This window comes from Bifidobacterium sp. ESL1118 (assembly GCF_058505595.1).
The window spans coordinates 1378520-1398522 of sequence record NZ_CP196371.1; the positions used below are offsets into that span (position 1 = coordinate 1378520).

At 55.7% G+C, this 20003-nt stretch carries 18 protein-coding genes and 2 tRNA genes; 6 read left to right on the top strand and 14 right to left on the bottom strand.

The features are described from left to right. The first annotated feature begins 156 nt into the window (after positions 1–156). From ACSYSS_RS05505 to ACSYSS_RS05515, 3 genes are all read left to right on the top strand, one after another. On the top strand, positions 157–1563 hold the full coding sequence (locus tag ACSYSS_RS05505) for an LCP family protein (RefSeq protein ID WP_491704243.1): 1407 nt from the start codon (positions 157–159) through the stop codon (positions 1561–1563). 67 nt (positions 1564–1630) lie between these two features. Then, positions 1631–3112, top strand: coding sequence for an LCP family protein (locus ACSYSS_RS05510; protein WP_491703054.1), 1482 nt, complete (start codon positions 1631–1633; stop codon positions 3110–3112). A gap of 270 nt (positions 3113–3382) precedes the next feature. Further along, on the top strand, positions 3383–3661 hold the full coding sequence (locus tag ACSYSS_RS05515) for a WhiB family transcriptional regulator (protein ID WP_491703055.1): 279 nt from the start codon (positions 3383–3385) through the stop codon (positions 3659–3661). A gap of 413 nt (positions 3662–4074) precedes the next feature. On the opposite strand, the gene ACSYSS_RS05520 is transcribed toward ACSYSS_RS05515, so the two are convergent. The 3 genes from ACSYSS_RS05520 to ACSYSS_RS05530 form a co-directional block, all read right to left on the bottom strand. Beyond that, positions 4075–4147 (bottom strand) — tRNA-Ala (locus ACSYSS_RS05520). 171 nt (positions 4148–4318) lie between these two features. Beyond that, positions 4319–5506, bottom strand: coding sequence for a hypothetical protein (locus tag ACSYSS_RS05525; RefSeq protein ID WP_491703056.1), 1188 nt, complete (start codon positions 5504–5506; stop codon positions 4319–4321). A gap of 72 nt (positions 5507–5578) precedes the next feature. Continuing rightward, the gene (locus ACSYSS_RS05530) at positions 5579–6475 is read right to left on the bottom strand and encodes a DMT family transporter (RefSeq protein WP_491704244.1); all 897 of its coding nucleotides are present in this window, start codon (positions 6473–6475) and stop codon (positions 5579–5581) included. Between the two features lie 343 nt (positions 6476–6818). Between ACSYSS_RS05530 and ACSYSS_RS05535 the strand changes: the two genes are divergently transcribed. Continuing rightward, complete coding sequence (locus ACSYSS_RS05535) at positions 6819–7223, top strand: pyridoxamine 5'-phosphate oxidase family protein (RefSeq protein WP_491703057.1); 405 nt, start codon at positions 6819–6821, stop codon at positions 7221–7223. Between the two features lie 211 nt (positions 7224–7434). Further along, the gene (locus ACSYSS_RS05540; protein ID WP_491703058.1) at positions 7435–8394 is read left to right on the top strand and encodes an aldo/keto reductase; all 960 of its coding nucleotides are present in this window, start codon (positions 7435–7437) and stop codon (positions 8392–8394) included. A 307-nt stretch (positions 8395–8701) separates the two neighbouring features. On the opposite strand, the gene rsfS is transcribed toward ACSYSS_RS05540, so the two are convergent. The 6 genes from rsfS to ACSYSS_RS05570 form a co-directional block, all read right to left on the bottom strand. Next, on the bottom strand, positions 8702–9127 hold the full coding sequence (rsfS, locus tag ACSYSS_RS05545) for a ribosome silencing factor (protein WP_491703059.1): 426 nt from the start codon (positions 9125–9127) through the stop codon (positions 8702–8704). Continuing rightward, positions 9127–10530 carry a bifunctional UDP-N-acetylglucosamine diphosphorylase/glucosamine-1-phosphate N-acetyltransferase GlmU gene (gene glmU, locus ACSYSS_RS05550; RefSeq protein WP_491703060.1) on the bottom strand — a complete coding sequence of 468 codons (1404 nt, stop codon included), beginning with the start codon at positions 10528–10530 and terminating at the stop codon, positions 9127–9129. Before glmU ends, rsfS begins: the two co-directional genes overlap by 1 nt. A 120-nt stretch (positions 10531–10650) precedes the next feature. Next, a tRNA-Gln gene (locus ACSYSS_RS05555) sits at positions 10651–10721 on the bottom strand. 82 nt (positions 10722–10803) lie between these two features. Then, positions 10804–11826: a ribose-phosphate diphosphokinase gene (locus ACSYSS_RS05560; RefSeq protein WP_491703061.1), complete on the bottom strand. Its 1023-nt coding sequence runs from the start codon at positions 11824–11826 to the stop codon at positions 10804–10806. Between the two features lie 86 nt (positions 11827–11912). After that, positions 11913–12590 carry a nicotinate-nucleotide adenylyltransferase gene (nadD, locus tag ACSYSS_RS05565; RefSeq protein ID WP_491703062.1) on the bottom strand — a complete coding sequence of 226 codons (678 nt, stop codon included), beginning with the start codon at positions 12588–12590 and terminating at the stop codon, positions 11913–11915. Beyond that, positions 12583–13152, bottom strand: a complete 570-nt coding sequence (locus tag ACSYSS_RS05570) for a phosphoribosylglycinamide synthetase (protein ID WP_491704245.1) — start codon at positions 13150–13152, stop codon at positions 12583–12585. Before ACSYSS_RS05570 ends, nadD begins: the two co-directional genes overlap by 8 nt. A 291-nt stretch (positions 13153–13443) precedes the next feature. On the opposite strand from ACSYSS_RS05570, the gene thrC reads away from it, so the two are divergent. Beyond that, on the top strand, positions 13444–15072 hold the full coding sequence (gene thrC / locus ACSYSS_RS05575) for a threonine synthase (protein WP_491703063.1): 1629 nt from the start codon (positions 13444–13446) through the stop codon (positions 15070–15072). A gap of 307 nt (positions 15073–15379) precedes the next feature. On the opposite strand, the gene ACSYSS_RS05580 is transcribed toward thrC, so the two are convergent. The 5 genes from ACSYSS_RS05580 to ACSYSS_RS05600 all read right to left on the bottom strand — a co-directional run bounded on the left by ACSYSS_RS05580 (position 15380) and on the right by ACSYSS_RS05600 (position 19728). Further along, complete coding sequence (locus ACSYSS_RS05580) at positions 15380–16105, bottom strand: ABC-2 transporter permease (RefSeq protein ID WP_491703064.1); 726 nt, start codon at positions 16103–16105, stop codon at positions 15380–15382. Between the two features lie 95 nt (positions 16106–16200). Then, a complete protein-coding gene (locus ACSYSS_RS05585) occupies positions 16201–17004 on the bottom strand; it encodes an ABC-2 transporter permease (RefSeq protein ID WP_491703065.1) in 804 nt (267 codons plus the stop codon). A 14-nt stretch (positions 17005–17018) separates the two neighbouring features. Further along, entirely contained in the window at positions 17019–18089 is a 1071-nt protein-coding gene (locus ACSYSS_RS05590; protein WP_491703066.1) for an ABC transporter ATP-binding protein, read from the bottom strand. Between the two features lie 70 nt (positions 18090–18159). Next, entirely contained in the window at positions 18160–18537 is a 378-nt protein-coding gene (locus ACSYSS_RS05595) for a GntR family transcriptional regulator (RefSeq protein WP_491703067.1), read from the bottom strand. Between the two features lie 540 nt (positions 18538–19077). After that, positions 19078–19728, bottom strand: a complete 651-nt coding sequence (locus ACSYSS_RS05600) for an HAD family hydrolase (RefSeq protein WP_491704246.1) — start codon at positions 19726–19728, stop codon at positions 19078–19080. Positions 19729–20003: the final 275 nt, after the last annotated feature.

Here is a 20003-nt window from a genome sequence, read left to right on the forward strand (position 1 = left end):
CACTGTACAGATGGATGAGGCTATGGTCTTGTCGTAAACCCTGCCTATCGGGAGGTTCTCAGCAGTCCGTTTTACAATGGTGACGAAATACACAGAATCGATTTGTTCGGCATCGCCTAAGGCCAGGTGCCAAGTGAGCGACAGGAAGGCACGGACTTGACATCCCACAGCAAGAAAGGCAACAAACTACCCAATGTCAACGGCTTCAATCAGGAGAAGCCTCGGCACAGCATGGGCTTCCGCGCCCAGCATCGGGTGGCCAAAGCCATATCATGTGTTCTTGTTGCAGCAGTTGTCTTCATTGCCACCGCAATTGGCATAAGCGCTTACATGCTGGCCCATGCACCTCATCTCATACAAGTCATTCCGCAGAAGACACAAAAGAAAATAGAGCTCATCGACCCCAACGCCGGCAAGCCGATCACCTTCCTCGTGCTCGGACAGGACACACGCGACGGAGCCAATGGGGCAATGAGCGGCGGCACTGAAGAAGATGCCGGAGAACACAATGCCGACACCACGATGGTATTTCAAATCAGTGCGGATCGAAGCTACATCAACGTCGTTTCGATCCCCCGCGACTCACTCGTCGACGCACCAAGCTGCAATACAAGCAAAGGCACCATACCTGCTCGCTACAATGTGATGTTCAACTCCATCTTCGCCGATGGCTGGCGGTCCGGTGGCAATCTGGCTTCGGCTGCCAGCTGCACGGTGAATGCCGTGAATTCGTTGACAGGACTCGACATCCAGCAGTTCATCGTGGTGGACTTCAGCGGGCTGAAGAGCATGATCGATTCCATCGGAGGCGTGGACGTGTGCATCCCCGTGGACACCAAGGATGAATACACGGACCTGGACCTCAAGCACGGCATGAACCATCTGGACGGCTTCACGGCGACGACGTATGCCCGAATGCGTCACGGAACAGGAACTGATGGATCAGACATCATGCGTACGACTCGCCAACAATATCTTGTCAAACAACTCATCGGTGATGCACTGAGCAAAAATCTGGTGACGAACAGCGTCCAACTGTACCGTCTGGCACATTCAGCACTCAAGTCCCTGGACATTTCAAACGAGCTGGCGAAGACGAGCGTCTTGGCGGGGTTGGCCATGAGCCTGAAGAACATCCAGCAGGACCATATCTATACGAGGACCATCCCAGTCACCGCCGCCCCTACTGACCCGAACAATCGGGTCATCTGGGCTCCGGAGGCCAGCGACGTGTGGGCCAAACTCCGTAATTTCCAACCTCTGACCGAAGAACAAACCACCGGAACCGACCAATCGAATCAAACCGGAGGCGGCTCAACGAATCAGGACCAAAGTCAAAATGATTCCAGCAATCAGAATCAATCGACCACTACGACCGAATCGGCACCCGACCCCACCACAGGCCTGATTACCCGTGCTGACGGAACATTGATCGACCCTGCGACCGGAGGAATCGTAGATCCGGAAAACGGGTCGATACGCGATCCGAACACCGGCCAATACACCGGAATTGCCACCAAGTACCTCAATAACACAATCTGCAAGGTTCCTGCCCAACAGTGACGGCCTGTACCGGCACTGCCACGAGCGATATGATTTTTCAACGATTCCGAAAGAATAAGGGAAACAGATGAACAAAGCAGAAAACGAGGCGGGCTCACCAGACACACCGCCAAGTTTTGCGCCTTCTCGACATTCGGCCCCACACACGATTCATGGCACTGAGGAAAGGCACGTCCCCATCAACGTTCAGGATGCTCCTCATGGCAGTAGGGCATCGGCGAGCAGAAGAACCCGATCCAACGCTCATACAGTGGCTGCCGCCCAGAGCGTTCCCCCTGCATTTTCACCATCTGCCAAACGTTCAGACAGCGGTACCCGCAAATCCAAAACCGTTGTGAACGGCGGTTCATCGCACACCGTCCAATCAAGCACAGGCACAAGTCGCACAAACGCCATGCAGGCGCAATCGGCACCCGGCGCGCCCGTCATTCAGCCTCGCCGTTCTAGAGGCTCTTCAGCGGTTCTGACACCCCGGACCGTCAATGCGGGGCAACAACATCGGCCTCAACGCGTGTCAGCCAATGGCACCCAGCCATCCGGCCATAACCCCGGAATCATGCCGATGCCTGGACAACCTGCGGTACGCCACCGACACCGGGGCATCAAGGCCATGTTCACATTCATTCTGATTCTTTTGCTCGCAGTGGCTCTGGTGTGCTTTGGCACATGGAATTGGGTCGATGGCAAGCTCCACAAGTCCGACTGGGACACAGGGGCGCCTAACACTGAAGGCACATCGTGGCTCGTGCTGGGTTCCGATGAACGCGATTCCTCCGGCCTGGGGGGCAGCGCCGAAGACACCCCCGGCTTTAGGACCGACACCATTTTAGTGCTGACGAAACCTCTGCACGGCACCTCCTCCTTAATCTCGGTTCCACGTGATTCTCTAGTCAAAGAGGACGGAGACGACATGAAAATCAATGGTGTGGCCCAACTGAACGGCACGAAGGCTCTCATTCGTCAAGTCGAAACAATCACAGGGAAGAACATCGACCATGTGGCACAAATCAAATTTGAGGGACTACAGCATGTGGTCGACGCCTTGGGTGGCATCAACCTCTGCTACGACAGCACGGTCAATGACGAATATTCCGGTTTGAATTGGCAGGCAGGCTGCCACACCGTTGACGGAACCACCGCCTTGGCCTTCTCACGCATGCGCTATTCAGACCCCACCGGAGATTTCGGAAGGGCTAAACGTCAGCGATCAGTCATCAGCGCCATCATGAAGAAGGCATTGTCGAAAGAGACCATCAGCAAGCCGTCGACTGTCAAGGCATTCGCTTCCAGTGCCCTTGACGCCGTGGAAGTGGACAAGCACACCAACCCACTGACATTAATCAATATGGCGCTTGCATTCAAAGACGCCACTGGCACAAAGGGCATCAGCGGAAGCCTGTATTGGACGGACCCCGATTATTACGTAGACGGAGTGGGCTCAAGCGTGCTGCTCGACAAAGACAAGAATCTCGAGCTGTTTGACTCCCTCGCTTCTGGATCTCACTCACCCGGTACCGTTGGTTCATTGGCCGAAACCATCAACCAATAATCGCCACAGGCATCAATCTATGCTTTTGTTTTGCACAAAGGTTTGATTCAAGGCAAATTCAGGATTCAAGGTTAAGGGAATCAGCACTTGAAACAAACAAATTCATGTTTTTTAGCTAAAACCCTTGAAAATTCACATCATTCGTGATTATCTTAGATACAGTACTGATGATGGCGTAGGGCACTCTGGCATATAGCAATATCTGTCACTTTGGCTTTGCAATACAATGTTAGATATCTTGGACACGATATCAGAAAGAGGACAATCAATATGAATAAAGCTTTTGATTGGCGTGCAAAAGCTGCATGCAGGGATAAGGATCCTGAGCTATTCTTCCCCGTGGGTAACACGGGGGCGGCCTATCAGCAAATCGAAGAGGCCAAGGCCATTTGCAGGAAGTGCTCGGTGATTGATGCCTGCCTGAAATGCGCCATCGAAACAAACCAGGATTATGGTGTCTGGGGCGGTATGAGCGAGGATGAGCGCCGTGCTTTGAAGCGCAGAGCCATGAGAGCTCGTAGGAGCCAGAACATGCAGATGGTGGTGTGAGCCAAAAGATCTCACTTCATCATCACTGATGTCGGTGGCAGCTGTCTTACGATGGCTGCCACCGACATTTTTGTTGTTTCGTTTTGTTGCCTCTGCGATAGATAGTGCAGAACAATCAGCCTTGACCAGAATGTACTCACTCAAGGAGTCATCAAGGTCAAAGTGGGTACGATTTAGACGCAAGTCGCCCTTCCAGCGACCGAAACGTACACATCATGGGACTGGCTATGCCCAAGCGGGTACAATTCGGACGATTCTGCCGCAAACTCACACATATACACAACAATCCGGAACCGCAATCATTCTCAGATTGCAATCTGTTAGGATTAGAATCAGACAGCTAGACAACCCAACTGCCACAAGAAAAACGGCATGAAAAAGGCCTCCAAGGAAACCCTTGAAAGCCCTATCCGTGGAGCTAGGGAGATTCGAACTCCCGACCCCCTCCATGCCATGGAGATGCGCTACCAGCTGCGCCATAGCCCCGGTCTTTTTCTGTTATCGACTCCCGCAGAAGCCTTAGCAAGTGTAACGCATAACCGCGCCACTACCAAGTCGGCGTGTCGTTTTTACGATGGTAGGCAAGCACAACACACAGCACTGGCTCAGATCATCCAGATCATGTACAGAGACTACAACACTCGCCCAAGGCCGTGCCTATGGCTTCGTAACAGCCCCAGTGGATCCCGACGAACCTCCGGTATTGGAACCACTACCGGCAGAGCCGCTGGAGCTTCCATCCGTCGACGGATTGCTGGGGTCGGTTGAAGTTCCGCTTCCACTATTGCCGTTCGACGAGGAACCTGAGCCACTCGATGAGCTATCAGAGTTACCCGAATTGCTCGAGTTGTCGGAAGAGCCGTTTGAACTATTGCCTGACCCTGTTGATCCGCTCGAATCCCCCGGCTTGCTGGAATCATTGCCTTGGTTGGACGAATTCGATCCGCTATTGCTGGAATCGTTTTTGCCGGAATCACTTCCACTGTTTTGAGACGAACCGGAGGAATCAGACTGGTTTTTTTTATTACCAGTGTCAGTGCTGCTTCCAGTACCCGTATTGTTGTCTGTTGTTCCCGAGTTTTTGTTGGAATCCTTTGTTTTGGAATTGCTGATGATGTTACGGGCCACGTCATCAGTGCCTTGCCCTCGGGTCACCAAAGAGATAATGCCGGCCGTTAGCCCCACAGCAAGCAACGCACTGACCACCGAAATGATGATGATGGTGCGCTTATGCTTTTCCTGTTCCCTGTGCAGCTGCGAGGAAGCGAGAACGTCGGTGCCCTTCCCATGTTCGTGCGATGCGTCTTTGGACGAAGCGGTGCGAGCTCCAGTCATGCTGGTCATGGCTTTTGTGCGATCCTCGTCGCCACCTTCACCGGAGCGCCCAATGGCTTTTGTTTCATCCGGCTTATGTGCGCCGTCCTGCGCATCAACTCCATTTGAGCTACTGGCCACCAATGATGAGAGACTGGCGCTTCCCCCACCCGGATAGAGTATCGTGGTGCTTTGGGTGCTCGCGTTTCCATGACTTTGAGAATCAATGTCGGCTTGCCCACGACGGTTTGTTGACGTGACGCCATTGCCGTGAACCCCAGCAGTGGCTGCCTCATCATCATCCTCGTCCGCGCCACCGGAAAACGGCACTGCGTCCTGCAGCTTCTTTCCGGACTCATTCAACACATTCTGATAGATTTGCGATGCTATGGCGGAGACAATTGAGCCAACGGCAACGCCGATGACAGATCCGGCCACACCGATTTTCGCAGACAACAAAAAAGACGTGACTGCTGCCAACGAACCCGCCACAATCTGCGTCCATGAGATGCCCTTGAAAAAATTCTTCATACCGTTATGATAACCAATCCGTCTGTAAACTTGCTGGGCAAAAACCTACAAGCAGAATGATTCACGCAATCTTCACAACCAATGTGTCCACTTGCGGTCGCTGTAGTAATTCATTAATTTGAGTACAGCCTCACGCTTGACAATCGAGAGCAATACAGCGGCGAAAATGAAACCAAACCCAAGCAGCGTGACTCCCCCGATGTGCTCCCCACCGAACATCGTGGCGAATAGCTGAGCAAACAGGCTTTCCGTACACATGAGAATCGAGGCACTGGTGGCACTCAGATAACGCAGGCCGACGTTCTGCATAATCTGAGCAAGCGTGGTGGCACCGAGGAACAGGAACAGGAACCCGGCAATGACATTCGGCCTAAGCCAGGCGGCGATGGGTCGAGGCTCAGTGAATACAGCACCCATCAAAAAACAGACACACGCCACGGCAAATTGAACGAACGTGACGACTATGGCATCGAAACGCTTGGAATAGATGCCCAGATAGGTGAGATTGAACGAGAAGACCACGGCGCAAAGCAACGTGAGCAGGTCCCCATGCGTGAGCGATATAGACGAACCGCCAGGCTTCAATGAAACCAGACCCACTCCTATGAGACATGCAATCGCAGCGACAAGGTTCAGCAAACCCGGGCGTCGGCCGAGCACCATCCACGCCACAAACGGCGTCAACACACAGTAGGATGCGGTCAGAAAGGCGCTCCGGCCTGGGTCGATGGTCTCCAAGCCGGTCATTTGAAGCACCATGGTACCGTAATAGGTCAGACCTACAACCAGCGCAGGCACAATGATCGACCTATCGAGTGCAGCGATGATGCGCCGATGAAAGATAACAAACATGATGATGCACGCGCCGCCCGTGCGCAACGTCATGAGCCATTGCGGAGGAATGGTGCCCATCACTATTTTTGCTACAAGATAGCTCGCGCCCCAAAGCGCCGCACAGCCCAAAAGCATCAGACGTGCAACATTGGGCGAAAGGCCGTGCCCCGAGGCGGGAGCGGCAGACCCTACACTATTATTCTCACCAAGTTTCCCCTGGACCACATGCAATTCAGCTTGAGCGGCCACTGCACATCCTTCCGACTCTCGTTCTCAACGCCACGACATACAGGAAACATCCTGCAGTCCTGCGATATACGCCATTAATGTACCGCTTCCTGCAATATGGCACGCCATGGGCAGACTAGGGCAACATGGATTTATATACAGTGATAATGCTCACAGATACATTTTCGTGAACACGGACAAACAGAGTAGGATTGTCTGCAAGGAATAAAACAAACGAAAGGAGCCCAACATGGCAACACTGACCCCACAGATGAAGGAATTCATCAACAATAATCTGGCGTGGATCGCCACTTCGAGTAAAGACGGACAACTTGATCTCGGCCCCAAGATGTCGATGTTCGCGCTGGACGACAACCACCTTGCCTATCACGAGCGCACCGCCGGACAGCACTACCGCAATCTTCTGGACGGCAGCGATTTGGTGGTCTGCTATGCCAACCTCGAAAGCAAGTCGGGCTACCGCTTCCGCGGCAACGTGACGCTGCACACCGATGACGCCATCTACGACGAACAGGTGAAAGTGGCCGAGAAGAACGGCACCAAGAAGCCAGCATGCATCCCCGTGCTCGAAATCACCGAGATCGACGACCTCTCCGCTGGCGCCAAGGCCGGAACCGTGATTTCCAAGGACTGAAACCGAGACATCCGTCCGGCTGCAAGGCCAAGGTCGATATATGCACTAAACACGAGGGTGGCTCCTGACAGGGTGCCACCCTCTGCTATTGGTGCAGACGAGTGCCTACAATTGTCTAATCGTTCCAAACCAGATTCCCCCATCAACATCATTCAACAAACCGTGGTCATACAACGACTCGCATCACGGATTTACAAGGAAAGAAGCATGCATGACAACTCCACGCATCGCAGTCGGATCCAGTGACCTCAAGGTGTTCCCACTCGTTCTGGGCGGCAACACCTTCGGCTGGACCAGCGACGAGAAGACCAGCGACGACGTGCTCGATGCCTACAGTGAGGCTGGCGGCAACTTCATCGACACCGCCGACACCTACAGTGCCTGGGCTCCGGGACACAGCGGCGGCGAATCCGAGATCGTGCTCGGCCGGTGGATGGCCGTGCGTGGCAACAGGGACAAGATGGTAATCGCCACCAAGGTGAGCGAACACCCGCAGTACCAAGGCCTTTCCGCCTCGAACATCGCCGCGGCAGCGGATGCCTCGCTGCTGCGCCTAGGCACTGACTACATCGATCTGTACTACGCACACTTCGACCACGAGGATACGCCTCTCGAAGAGACCGTCGAGGCCTTCGATAAGCTTGTAAAGGCCGGCAAGGTGCGTGCAGTGGCGCTTTCGAACTACTCCACGGAGCGCATCGAGGAATGGTTCCACATTGCCCGGGAGAATGATTTCACGCTTCCGGTGGCTCTGGAGCCGCAATATAATCTGGTCTCACGAGCCAACTATGAGCACACACTGGCTCCAGTGGCAGCCAAGGAGAATCTCTCCGTCTTCCCCTACTTCGCTTTGGCCGCCGGATTCCTGACCGGCAAGTACCGCAGCGTCGATGATGCCAAAGGCAAAGCACGCGAAGGAATGATGTCCGATTATCTGAATGCGGATGGATTTGCCGTAGTGGATGCGTTGGATGCCGTGGCAAAGGCACACAACACCGAAATTACAACAGTGGCGCTTGCGTGGCTGCGCAGTCGTCCACAGGTGACCGCGCCCATTGCTTCGGCACGCATACCTGAGCAGCTGCCTGCGCTGCTGGCCTCGGTTGATCTGACACTGGGCAGTGATGAGATAGCGGTCCTTGACAAGGCCTCCGAGCCATTCGCCAGGTAAGGCAAGCCCTTCGAGGCATTTCGAGGTACAGTTTGGGGAACGATTCTCAACGAATCGTTCCCCACTTTCGGTTTGAATGCACGTCTAGCGGATAGTGAATACACTCAGAGTGGACTTTCCCCGTTGACCATGCCCTTGCAAAAATCCAAAACCGCTGGAAATCCGCCATTCCTGATTTCGCCATGTCTCAGATTCCAAGAAAAAGTCCCCTCTGAAGGAAATTGGCACAGAATCTGATGGAAATTGGGGCGAATCCCGGAAGGGATTCGCCCCAATCCGACGTTCTCAATGAGAAAACGTCAGAACATCACTCAGGATTCGGAACGGCGGCAGCATCTGCCACATCGCCGTCTTCACTTTCTGGACCCTCGGGAATCTCGAGGTCGATGGCGGGGCAATCCTTCCAAAGGCGCTCCAAATCGTAGTAGGCACGATCCTCCTCGTGCATGATGTGAATGACGAAATCGCCGTAATCAAGCAGCACCCATCGGGCATCCTCCAAACCTTCACGGCTTCGCGGCTCCAGTTTGTCGCACTTCAGATAGAGGTCCCTCTCCACCTCCTCCGCCACAGCGAGCACCTGCCTCTCATTGGACGCCGTGGCGATAAGCATGGCATCCGTGATGGCAATGGGCTTGGTAACGTCGAATGCCACAATATCCGTGGCCTTCATGCGATCCGCAGCCGCAGCAGCGACTCGCAGCGCATCAATCGAACTTTGCAGTGCCGGCATCAGGCTTTCCTTTCCTCACTCCGCAGCCACGCAGGTTTCCAACCTGGAACGACGTGCTGGGAATTCTCAGAATACACCATGGAATCATCACTCACCTCGTGGCGAATCACAGAGCCGGCTCCCGTGGTGACATCATTGCCCACGCTGACGGGTGCCACAAAGAGGTTGCCCGCGCCTACGTGCACATTGGAGCCGATGGTGGTGTGGTTCTTGTGCACACCGTCATAGTTGGCGGTGATGGAGCCACCTCCGACGTTGGTGTGATCTCCCAGATCAGCGTCGCCCATGTAGCTCAAGTGCGGCACCTTCGTGCCAGTGCCGATATGCGCCTTCTTCATCTCCACGAATGCGCCGGCCTTGCTGCCCTCACCCAGTTCATTGCCGGGTCGCAGGTAGGTCCACGGACCGATGTTCGCATCCTTGCCGATGTGTGAATCCTGCACACGGGAACGCTCCACGGTGGCTCCAGCATCGACTTGGGCGTCGATCAGCGTTGTGTATGGCCCTACCACCGCGTCATGACCCACATGGCTATGCCCCTGAAGGAAGCAGCCAGGCAGAACGGTGACGTCGGACTCCAGCATGACATCATCTTCGATCCATGTGGTGGCCGGGTCAAGAATGGTGACCCCTTCATGCATCCAATGCTCGCAGATACGGGCATTGTGTTTGCGCGAAAGCGCCGAAAGCTGGAGACGGTCATTCACACCTTCCACACTCAAGGCATCCTGGGCGGCGTATGCGCCGATCTTCTTACCCGCCTTACGCGCCGCCTCCAACGCGTCGGTCAGATAGAACTCATCCTGGGCATTCTGCGAGTCCAAGCCCGATACGGCGTGGGCGAGCACCTGTGCATCAAAAACGTATACGGAAGTGTTGATCTCATGCACCGCCAGCTCACTGCTGTTGGCATCGCGCTGCTCGACGATGCGAAGCACACTGCCGTCTCCGGCACGAATGATACGGCCATATCCGGTAGGGTCCGTTAAGTGAGTCGTCAGCACAGTGGCACCATTTCCTGATTGTTCATGGAATTGCAACAACTCGGACAACGTCTGTGTGTCGAGCAACGGCATGTCGCTGGCAGCGATAAGCACCTGGCCCTCAAGGCTTCCGGTGTCATCGAGCTGTTGCATGGCACACTGCACTGCCCTGCCTGTTCCCGGCTTGTCATCCTGGTTCACTATGGTGACGCCTGCATTGTACGAGCGAGCGGCCTGGGCCACACGTTCGGCCTGATAGTGCACGACCACGGCCAGTATACCTGGCTTCAACCCTGCCACTGAGGTCATCACTCGGTTCAGGAACGTCTTGCCTGCAAGTTCGTGAAGCACTTTCGGTTTTGTCGAACGCATGCGCGTCCCCTCACCGGCCGCCAAAATAATCGCCGCGGATAACGCCATAGCGCCGCCTTCCTCTTATACCCCAAACCAAAGGCCCATCTTCAGCATACACACCGAGAGCTGACCATACACAACAAGCGGCCGGCGAACCGTTTCACCGATTCGCCGGCCGTCTATCCGTTCCTCCACCTGGATTCGAACCAAGACTAAGGGTTCCAAAGACCCGTGTGCTGCCATTACACCATGGAGGAGTAGGTTCAGCGGAACTGAACCCAAGTATCAATTATGCCATATGCTCTCGATTGCCGCAACACACGCTGCCACGATACACTTCTAAGCAAAGAGGAAGCCCTGACCGTGATGCTCCGGGTAGGTGTCGAACAGCTTGGCCACAGAACCACCTTCGAATACCGCCTTGATGGCACTGGCCAGCAGTGGTGCGATGGAGAGCACCGTCATGCCATCCCAACGCTTCGACTCATCAATCGGCACGGTGTCGGTGAGCACCACCTCGCGAGCGCCGCAGTTCTTGAGGTTCTCCACGGCATCGCCAGAAAGCACGCCATGCGTGGCCACCACGGTGATTGATGCCGCACCGGCCTCCTTCAAGACCTTGCAGGCTCCGATGATGGTACCGCCGGTGTCGATGAGGTCGTCCACCAGCACACAGTCCTTGCCGTCCACGTCGCCGACCACACGGTTGGCCACGGCGTGGTTGGCGCGAGTTATGTCACGGGTCTTGTGCACAAAAGCGAGCGGGCCGCCGCCCAGGCGCTGCGCCCACTGCTCGGCCACACGGATGCGCCCTGCGTCCGGGGAGACCACGGCGACGTTGTCGAGATGGCCCTCGAACCGGTCGCGGATATAGTCCACGAGCACCGGCATGGCAATGAGGTGGTCCACAGGACCGTCAAAGAACCCTTGGGACTGAGCGGCGTGCAAATCCACGCTCATTACACGGTCGGCACCGGCGGTCTTGAGCAAATCGAAGATGAGACGGCAGGAGATGGGCTCACGCCCTAGATGCTTCTTGTCCTGACGGGAATAACCCAGCAACGGGCAGACAGCAGTGATGGAACGGGCGGAGGCACGCTTCAAAGCGTCAATCATGATGAGCTGCTCCATGATGGCCTTGTTGACGTCCCCTGCATGGCTCTGGATGACGAACACATCCGCCCCTCGCACGGATTCGGTATATCGGACGTACATCTCACCGTTGGCAAAATCGTACTGGGTGGTCTCCAACACATCGATGCCCAACTGGTTGGCTACATCGTTGGCCAGCTGAGGATGAGCTCTGCCCGTCACTAGAATAAGACTTTTATCGGATTTGCAATTCAGGATCGCGCTCACCATGTCTCCAAACATTGTCTGACGTTCTGGGTGCTTCTCATTCTAACCAGCCAACCCGACGGGTGAGGGCAATGGGAAGTCTGCAAGCTTTAGGAATACAGCCCGTGCTTGGCGATGTACTGCACCACGCCGTCCGGCACCAGATACCACACTGGCTTGCCCTTCGAGACACGTTCACGTACATCGGTGGACGAAATCGACAGAGCCGGAATCTCCAGCGTATCTACCCTGTCCTTGATCTTCATGCGTTCGGGGTTGGAATACCCAGGACGTGTCACTGCGATGAACTTGGCCAGAGGCCACATCTTGTCGGTATCCTTCCAGCGCAGAATCTCGGCCACGGCATCTGCACCTGTGATGAAAAACAGCTCAGCGTCGGGGTAGAGCGCACGCATGTCGCGCAGCGTGTCGATGGTGTACGTCACTCCGGGGCGATCGATGTCGATTCGGGAGACGGTGAACCGTGGATTCGAGGCAGTGGCGATGACGGTCATCAAATAACGGTCCTCGGCATTGCTCACCTTCTTATCCAGCTTGAAGGAGGGGCGGCCAGTGGGCACGAAGACGACCTGATCGAGGTCGTAGACCCAGGCCACTTCCGAGGCCGCCACCAAGTGCCCGTTGTGGATCGGGTCGAAGGTGCCACCCATGATGCCAATACGCTTATGGCGTTTTTGAGAACCGATACGTGGAATCAGGCATACGCCGCCATCTTCCACGTCCGAATCCACTGATGTCGAAAGTCCCGACATCTCTCGCTTACTCATGCCTGGCATCCTGACTGTCAGGACGCTCACCCTGACGCTGTTCGTCCGCCTGCTCGGTCTGCTGCTCGATGGCCTCCACCGTGCTGCCTGATTCCTCTGGATTGATCTTGCCCACATCCTCTTCCCATTCAGCCTGCACCACGCGACGAATCTCTGCAAAGGTCGGCAATGGGAAATCGGGCTGGTACATGTGTCGAATCTGCGAAACCCTCCCGGTGGCTCGAATAAGTGAGTCCGTCATGGCATCGATTTGCCCGTCCGCCTCCTGCACACGGAAGTCGACAATGCACTGTTCCATGCCTTTCAACAGCTCCACCATCTGTCTGAAGCTGGCATTGTCAAGCTCGACGACCTCTTTATCGTCGGATTCCGGCCAACCAATAAGCACCGCATCGGCATATTCCAAGGCGGCACGTTGGCTGGCGCTGGCAATGCCATCCTCCACCTGGACAAGAAACACATAGCGCACAATGCTCAATCGTTCAGCTGCAAGCTTCAGACCTATGTATGAATCATTGACATTGATGCCGCGATCGCTGGCCAGATCGAAATCCGCATGAATGACCTCAATGCCCTTCTTATCAGGTTCAGCGCCCGTATCGACATCGCTTGCATCCAACGGTGCGTTTACATCATCAACCACAGCAGACACCTTCCCCAACATACGCTCCACCAGTTCGTCTGGTACGAAGCCCCTCTAAAACATACCAACATTGTAAGCCTAAACGCAGTCCGGTCAATTCTGCTCAACCGTGCGGGCCCATGCATGCGTTGCCCCTCGCTTTCGCTACAATGACTGTATGAGGCTCAGGCGAATGCCTGGCCGAAAACACTTGAACATGAGGGGCAAACAATGCCGACCTACTTTCACAGCACACGCAGCAAGAGCAGCAGACTGACCTCCAAACAGGCCATACGCCGGGGATTGGCGGACAATGGCGGCTTGTTCATCACCGATGATTTGGGTTCACAACAATTTGACTTGCGCGCATTGCAAGGCAAAAGTTACCAGCAAATCGCCATGAACGTGCTGGGTGTGCTGTTGCCGGACTACAGCGATGACGAATTGCGTGAATGCATACGGGCTGCGTATGGAAGGCAATGGGATGACAGCGCCATCACACCGCTCAAACCTTTGAACTCAGGCAATGACTGCTCGGATTTCGTACTCGAATTATTCCATGGCCCGACTTCGGCATTCAAGGATGTGGCACTCCAGATGCTGCCACAGCTTATGAAACGCACAAGAGAGGATACCAGCGACGAGGCCGCCGCCGGCTTAGGACTCGAACATTCTGGACGGTCTGAGTGCGCTTCAATCATGAATAATGCCCCTGCAATCAGCAATAACAGTAACACGACAAGCGGTTCCGACGAACGCATCATGATCCTCACCGCCACCTCCGGCGACACCGGCAAGGCCGCGCTGGAGGGCTTTGCGGACACCTCCGGCACCGGCATCACCGTCTTCTACCCTGAAGGCAAGGTCAGTGAGGTGCAACGCCGGCAAATGACCACGCAGAGGGGCGGCAACGTACACGTGTGCGCAGTACGCGGCAACTTCGACGATGCGCAGAGCGCAGTGAAGCGCATCTTCGCGGACGCGGAATTCGGCAAACGTCTGCAGGACGACGACCACGTGGCGCTGTCCTCCGCCAACTCCATCAATGTAGGCAGGCTCGTGCCACAGGTGGTCTACTACTTTGCCGCCTACATGCAGCTGGTGGAGCGCGGATCGGTGCGTCACCTTGGCGACCCGGTTCAGTTCGTGGTACCCACCGGCAACTTCGGCGACATTCTTGCCGGTTACTACGCCAAGCGGCTCGGACTGCCCGTCTCTCGGCTCATCGTTGCCAGCGACCGCAACAACGTGCTGTATGACTTTCTCACCACCGGCACCTACAACCGTGAGCGCCCATTCTTCCAGACCACTTCCCCATCAATGGACATTCTCGTCTCCTCGAATCTCGAGCGGATGCTCTATTACCTCTCCGGCGGGGACTGTGAGCTCATCGCAAACCTTATGCATGATTTGGACACGAAGGGTTCATTCACCGTACCGGCGCCGCTGCTTACTGCGATACAGAACCTATTCGGCTGCGGGTGGGCGGACGAAACGCAAGTGAGCGATGCCATCCGTGAGTGCTGGCAGACCAACCACTACCTCATCGACCCACACACCGCCTGCGGCTACCATGTGCTGCGTCAGATGCCGCGCGATGACGGTGATGCACCGCGCGTGCTGCTGAGCACCGCCAGCCCCTACAAGTTCCCACGCGTGGTCGGCAAGGCCATCGGCCTGGACTGCCCAGCCAATGACTTTAGGTGCATGGACACCCTTGCTGCCGCCACAGGCACCACCGCGCCCGCAGCGCTACGCAATCTCGAAACGAAACCCGAGCGCTTCACCGACACCATTGATATCACCGACATGCCGGAATATGTGGCAAACGCGGCGCAGTTGCTTGCTGCGCACCAATGACGCATCCATTGCCGACACCGACGCTGGGGCACTACGCCGATGCTGACATCAATGCCGACACCGATGAACGACACTATCTGCCGGAGAAAAATCAACGCCTACAGATAGTGCCCCCTAACGGCACATTCTGTAGGTCGGAAAAATGTTACCGACAGATAGTGCCTTATTCTGGTACTATCTGTCGGCATGATAATCAGGGCCGACACACAATGACGCAAAACGTCACTATTCGTCGGCAGAAAATGGAAGTCCGACAGATAGTGCCGATAAACGGCATTACTTGTCGGACTTCCGGTACTACAACCACTCAGAGCTCACGACGACCGAAGAAGCGGAACGAGAGCAGCATCGAGACGATGCCAAGGGCCACTATCACGCCGACCTCGAACAACACACTCGCAACGGCATTGACCAGGATGTGCTCTGCAACCCAGCCCGTGGCCGCCACGAACACAGGCATGCTGACCGCAATAATCGCAAGGGCAATCAACGCCACATACGTCACGCAGAACGCGATGGTGAGCGTCGGTGAGCCCGGGAAACGGTAGCAGACCGGAAACAGGACCAGGCACAGCAACAATACCGTACCGAAAGTGGAGAAGTCGCCCATGATCTCGCCGCGCACTATGGCGGCAGGAATATGCGACGGGCTGAATGCAAAGTAGAGCAGCCTCACCACCAGCGTCTCCATGAGGACCAGCACCGCGAAGGCGGCGACGAACACATACCTGCCCTCCACCTGCTGGCGGCGGGTCATCGGCACCACCCCGGAAAGCCTGCGAACACTGCCGTTGCTCTCGATGGTGGCGATGATGAACGGCATCATCGTGGCCACCACGGTGAGCATGCCACACATGAAACCGGTAACGCCATCTAGATCGATGTACCCTTTGGCACCGGGCCACACCAGCGCAATGAGACCCAGAACCACCGTCAGCGCAATCGGTACCAACACAACCGCCGCCACCAGCCAACGCCGCTTGCCCAGGAGCATCACCATATTCAGTTTCACTGATCGAACTACCTGTTTCATTTCCTCACCCTCACCGCTTTCATTACCTTCGCTTCAATGCACACACCGCCATGCGCCCCGCCGCATATTCCATCTTGATGTCGATTGCCGCGCATTCAGAACTCCCTCCTACGGACGATGTGTCGGGAGACCAGGAACGATACGGCAATCGCCGCAGCGACAACCGCCACGCCGATCAGCGCACCGGTCCAAGGCCCGACGAGCGCATGGACGATAAACCCAGCAAGCGCCTTGGTCAGCGCGGCCTGCATGTGTGCGGCTACGGACAGCAGCGCGTAGATGACAGTGAACGTGACGAGATACACAATGAAGAGAGCCGTTTTCGTGTGGAAACGGTACGTCGTAGGAATGATGATGACGTTGAAGAGCACTACGAGGGCGAAGACGGCCAACGCAACCACACCAATCAGCTGCACAAGGTCCGAATCAAACCTGACTGCGTGAATCAGCATGTCGAGCACAATGCACAGCGCCCCGTCAGCGACGGACAATAGATTGGTGAAAATCACGAATACATAACGCCCGTTGACCTGGTTGGCCCGACTCACGGGAACGATGCCGGTCAGCCTGCCGCCATCGGCACCGTTATCGACCATGGCAAAAATATAAGGCACGACAATCATAGTGGCCACAAGCAAACCGATGACCACCCCAAGCATTCCGTCAGCCAAATCCGAGTCCTTCGCAAACAGATTGACCGCGGCGACCAAGACCGGCGAAAGAACAAGCTCCGCAGGCCATGCCCACTTGAGCTTGGTGCCACCGACGAACCGCAGCCAGTCAAGCACAATGGCACGGAATATCTGGGCTGCTGTTCCCGCCGCACGCGGCTCCTCAGGCAGCCGAGACGGCGAAGGCTGCTGCGGTTGCAACCGGTCTGCCGAAGCATAACGATTCATTGCAACTCCCCCACTCATTGCCGTGACGCCCTTTGTCCGCTGAGGTTCTCCTTACTGGCCGAACCTGGATTCCCGCCAAGGAGCTCCGAACCATGCCTGCCGCCTCGCGCATTGGTCAGGCGGATGATGTCGTCGATCGTGGCCGGCTCGATAACGAAGCCGTTGGTATTGACACCGGCATCAGAGCCATCGTTACCACCGTTGCCGACGTTGCGACCATCGCTGCTGCTGCCGACAACGCTGCAATTGCCAAGCCGATTTATCTGCTCGGTGCGCACCAGGGCATCGAAACCTGTGGAGTAGCGGCGCAGGCCTACATCCAGCCCTTGCACCGCCTGCAATTGGTCCAGGCCGCCCTTGACTACGCGGAAAGCATCGGTGAACTCGTCCTTCGGACCGCTGTAGAACATCGATCCGGCGGTGATGTAGGTGATGAAATCGGCGGAACGCTCCAGATCGGCTGTGATATGCGTGCTGAAAAGCACGGAGCTCATACCGTCCTCGATGTAGGCGGCGAGGATCTCCATGAGCTCGTCGCGGGCGATCACGTCCAAGCCGCTGGTCGGTTCGTCGAGGATGAGCAGCCGAGCGTTGTGGCTCAGCGCTGCAGCGAGCATGAGCTTCATCTGCATGCCGCGCGAAAGCTCCTTGATTCGCTTCCTCGGGTCGAGCCCAAAGCGCTTGAGGTAGCCGTCGAAGGCTTCCTGATCCCAGGCGTCGTAGCTCACCTGCATGGCCTTCGCCACCGTCGACCCCCTCCACTGCTCTGGAAAATAGCTGGTGTCGAAGACCACGCCAAGTTGTTCCTTGACCGCCACCTCATCGGCGATGTTGTCTTTCCCGAGGATCGTAATGGAGCCCGAGTCACGGTGAACCATGTTCAAAATAAGCTTGATGAGCGTGGACTTGCCGGCGCCGTTGGGCCCGATGAGCCCCATGATGTATCCCATCGGCAGGTCGAAAGTGACCCCACTCAGGCTGAAGCCGGACTTGTACGTCTTGCCGACATCACTGACCCTCAGAGCCAATGAGGCACTGTCCGCACCACCATTTGTGGCACCTTGCATCGAAGAGGATTCCTTCATCTTCAATGTTCCTTTCCTATTCCTGAATCATTGACAACAAACCGGTAATTTTGGGCCTAGGGACCTACGCTCAGCTCTGACGCCCATATTCCCGGCGTAGGGCCTCCACCAAATCATGCAGCGGCATGCCGGCCGCCTTGGCGGCCTTCACCGCCTCTCCGAGGTGATTGGAAACTTGGGAGAACAACTGGTGTTTCATGGCTTCCCCACCACGCTCGGCCACGAAGGAGCCGCGGCCTTGCTGATTGACCACGATGCCTTCGTCGGCCAGTTCGTTGTACGCACGGGTGACGGTGAGAACGGAGACCCGCAGCTCTCGGGCCAGCTTGCGCAATGAGGGCAACGCATCGCCAGGCTGTAATTGCCCAGAGAGCACTGCCTGACGAATCTGGTCCTTGATCTGCTCGTAGATCGGTTTGCCGGACACTGACGAGATGATCAGTTTCATCGATGCCCCTTTCCTCTATCGTTCGCGATGTCAGCCAACCGGAAGTCCGATGCGCGAGGTGATGCGATACATCGCGCTATATTGATTTGCAATATAGCGTTTTACGTCGCAACACGTCTCGTTTCGCTTTCCCGATTAACTGTTGTACATAACACTATAACAGACAACATACAACTGTGCAACTTAACACCATAACAGTGTCACGAATTCGAAGAAGTCACCCACAGAGCACAATGAAAACCAGGGCGCTCTCATTCAAATTGTGCAACATGACGTTCAGTGGGTACTTTCTGCACACAATCAACGATTGCCTAATCAGTGAACCACCGAATTCCAACACTCTTAATCCATGCATGTGCCAAATTCCGTGGAAAAGTACCCACTGAACACCCTGAATCTGGAGATTTGCCATTCAGAGGGGACTTTTTGTATCAATCTGCGTCGTATTTTTTCCAAGAATGGCTGATTTCCGCCATTCCTAAAATTCTTCTTAATTCGATCTACGTGAAAAGTCCCCTCTGAATGAAACCGGCGGCAAAATCAGCCCAATATCACCGGCGCATCGGCGAAGTCATCGATAACGCCATCAGCCTCGGCGCGGATGGCCGGCCAGTCTGCACGAGATGCCTCATCGAGCATGGACCAGACCTTCATGTGTGCACTTTTGGCGGCGCGAACAGCCGGCAACAGATCCTCGAACACCGTACAATCGCCGGGATCGACGCCCAAACGCCGGGCCGCCAGCAAATAGACCTCCGGACCGGTCTTATCGGCATCTCCTGCATCTTCGGCGCTGACTGCGAGCTCAAAACATCCATCGAGTCCGGTGTGAGCCATCGCCGGCCGGTACATATGCTCGGGGAGCGCCGTGGCAACCGCAAGCCTTGCACCTGAAGCCTTCAGGTCGGCGAGATATTCAAGGGCATGCGGTTTGACCCCGACCGTGGTGGTGTAGGCCTTAAGCGCCATCGCATTCCAATGCGCCATCAATGCCTCTGGAGTGTCATTGAGTACGAACCGTTCCTTGGTGTATTCGGCCACCTGCCGAGACTGCATGGTGGAGACCACCGCCTGATAGTCGTCAGGCATGAGAATACCCCGCTCCGCAAAGAAATCGATGTCAATCTGGTTCCAGACACCCATCGAGTCGAGCAGCGTGCCATCGAGGTCGAAAATGGCCGCCTTGCCCACATTGTCCGCATCATCCACGATATCCGCACCATCCGCGTTGCCAGAAATCTCTGCCCTGTTCACAAAGCACCACCATAACAGCACTCCCGAAATTAATGCCATAGTACGGCACAAATCACGGGAGCGACATCAGGTTCCCACGAAACTGCCGCATAACGTCACCAATCAAGGGAACATCATCAAATCCCGTGATCAGTGCCACATTACGGCATACATCGCGGGAATCACGACCGCTTGGAGCACAACCCAGAAACAACACGCCGCACGACTGACTC

Excerpts from the sequence above, each read along its gene's own strand:
- ACSYSS_RS05510 (WP_491703054.1), top strand. The coding sequence starts at position 1,631 with ATGAACAAAGCAGAAAACGAGGCGGGCTCACCAGACACACCGCCAAGT.
- ACSYSS_RS05515 (WP_491703055.1), top strand. The coding sequence starts at position 3,383 with ATGAATAAAGCTTTTGATTGGCGTGCAAAAGCTGCATGCAGGGATAAG.
- ACSYSS_RS05525 (WP_491703056.1), bottom strand. The coding sequence starts at position 5,506 with ATGAAGAATTTTTTCAAGGGCATCTCATGGACGCAGATTGTGGCGGGT.
- ACSYSS_RS05530 (WP_491704244.1), bottom strand. The coding sequence starts at position 6,475 with ATGCTTTTGGGCTGTGCGGCGCTTTGGGGCGCGAGCTATCTTGTAGCA.
- ACSYSS_RS05535 (WP_491703057.1), top strand. The coding sequence starts at position 6,819 with ATGGCAACACTGACCCCACAGATGAAGGAATTCATCAACAATAATCTG.
- ACSYSS_RS05540 (WP_491703058.1), top strand. The coding sequence starts at position 7,435 with ATGACAACTCCACGCATCGCAGTCGGATCCAGTGACCTCAAGGTGTTC.
- rsfS (WP_491703059.1), bottom strand. The coding sequence starts at position 9,127 with ATGCCGGCACTGCAAAGTTCGATTGATGCGCTGCGAGTCGCTGCTGCG.
- glmU (WP_491703060.1), bottom strand. The coding sequence starts at position 10,530 with ATGGCGTTATCCGCGGCGATTATTTTGGCGGCCGGTGAGGGGACGCGC.
- ACSYSS_RS05560 (WP_491703061.1), bottom strand. The coding sequence starts at position 11,826 with ATGGTGAGCGCGATCCTGAATTGCAAATCCGATAAAAGTCTTATTCTA.
- nadD (WP_491703062.1), bottom strand. The coding sequence starts at position 12,590 with ATGAGTAAGCGAGAGATGTCGGGACTTTCGACATCAGTGGATTCGGAC.
- thrC (WP_491703063.1), top strand. The coding sequence starts at position 13,444 with ATGCCGACCTACTTTCACAGCACACGCAGCAAGAGCAGCAGACTGACC.
- ACSYSS_RS05580 (WP_491703064.1), bottom strand. The coding sequence starts at position 16,105 with ATGAAACAGGTAGTTCGATCAGTGAAACTGAATATGGTGATGCTCCTG.
- ACSYSS_RS05585 (WP_491703065.1), bottom strand. The coding sequence starts at position 17,004 with ATGAATCGTTATGCTTCGGCAGACCGGTTGCAACCGCAGCAGCCTTCG.
- ACSYSS_RS05590 (WP_491703066.1), bottom strand. The coding sequence starts at position 18,089 with ATGAAGGAATCCTCTTCGATGCAAGGTGCCACAAATGGTGGTGCGGAC.
- ACSYSS_RS05595 (WP_491703067.1), bottom strand. The coding sequence starts at position 18,537 with ATGAAACTGATCATCTCGTCAGTGTCCGGCAAACCGATCTACGAGCAG.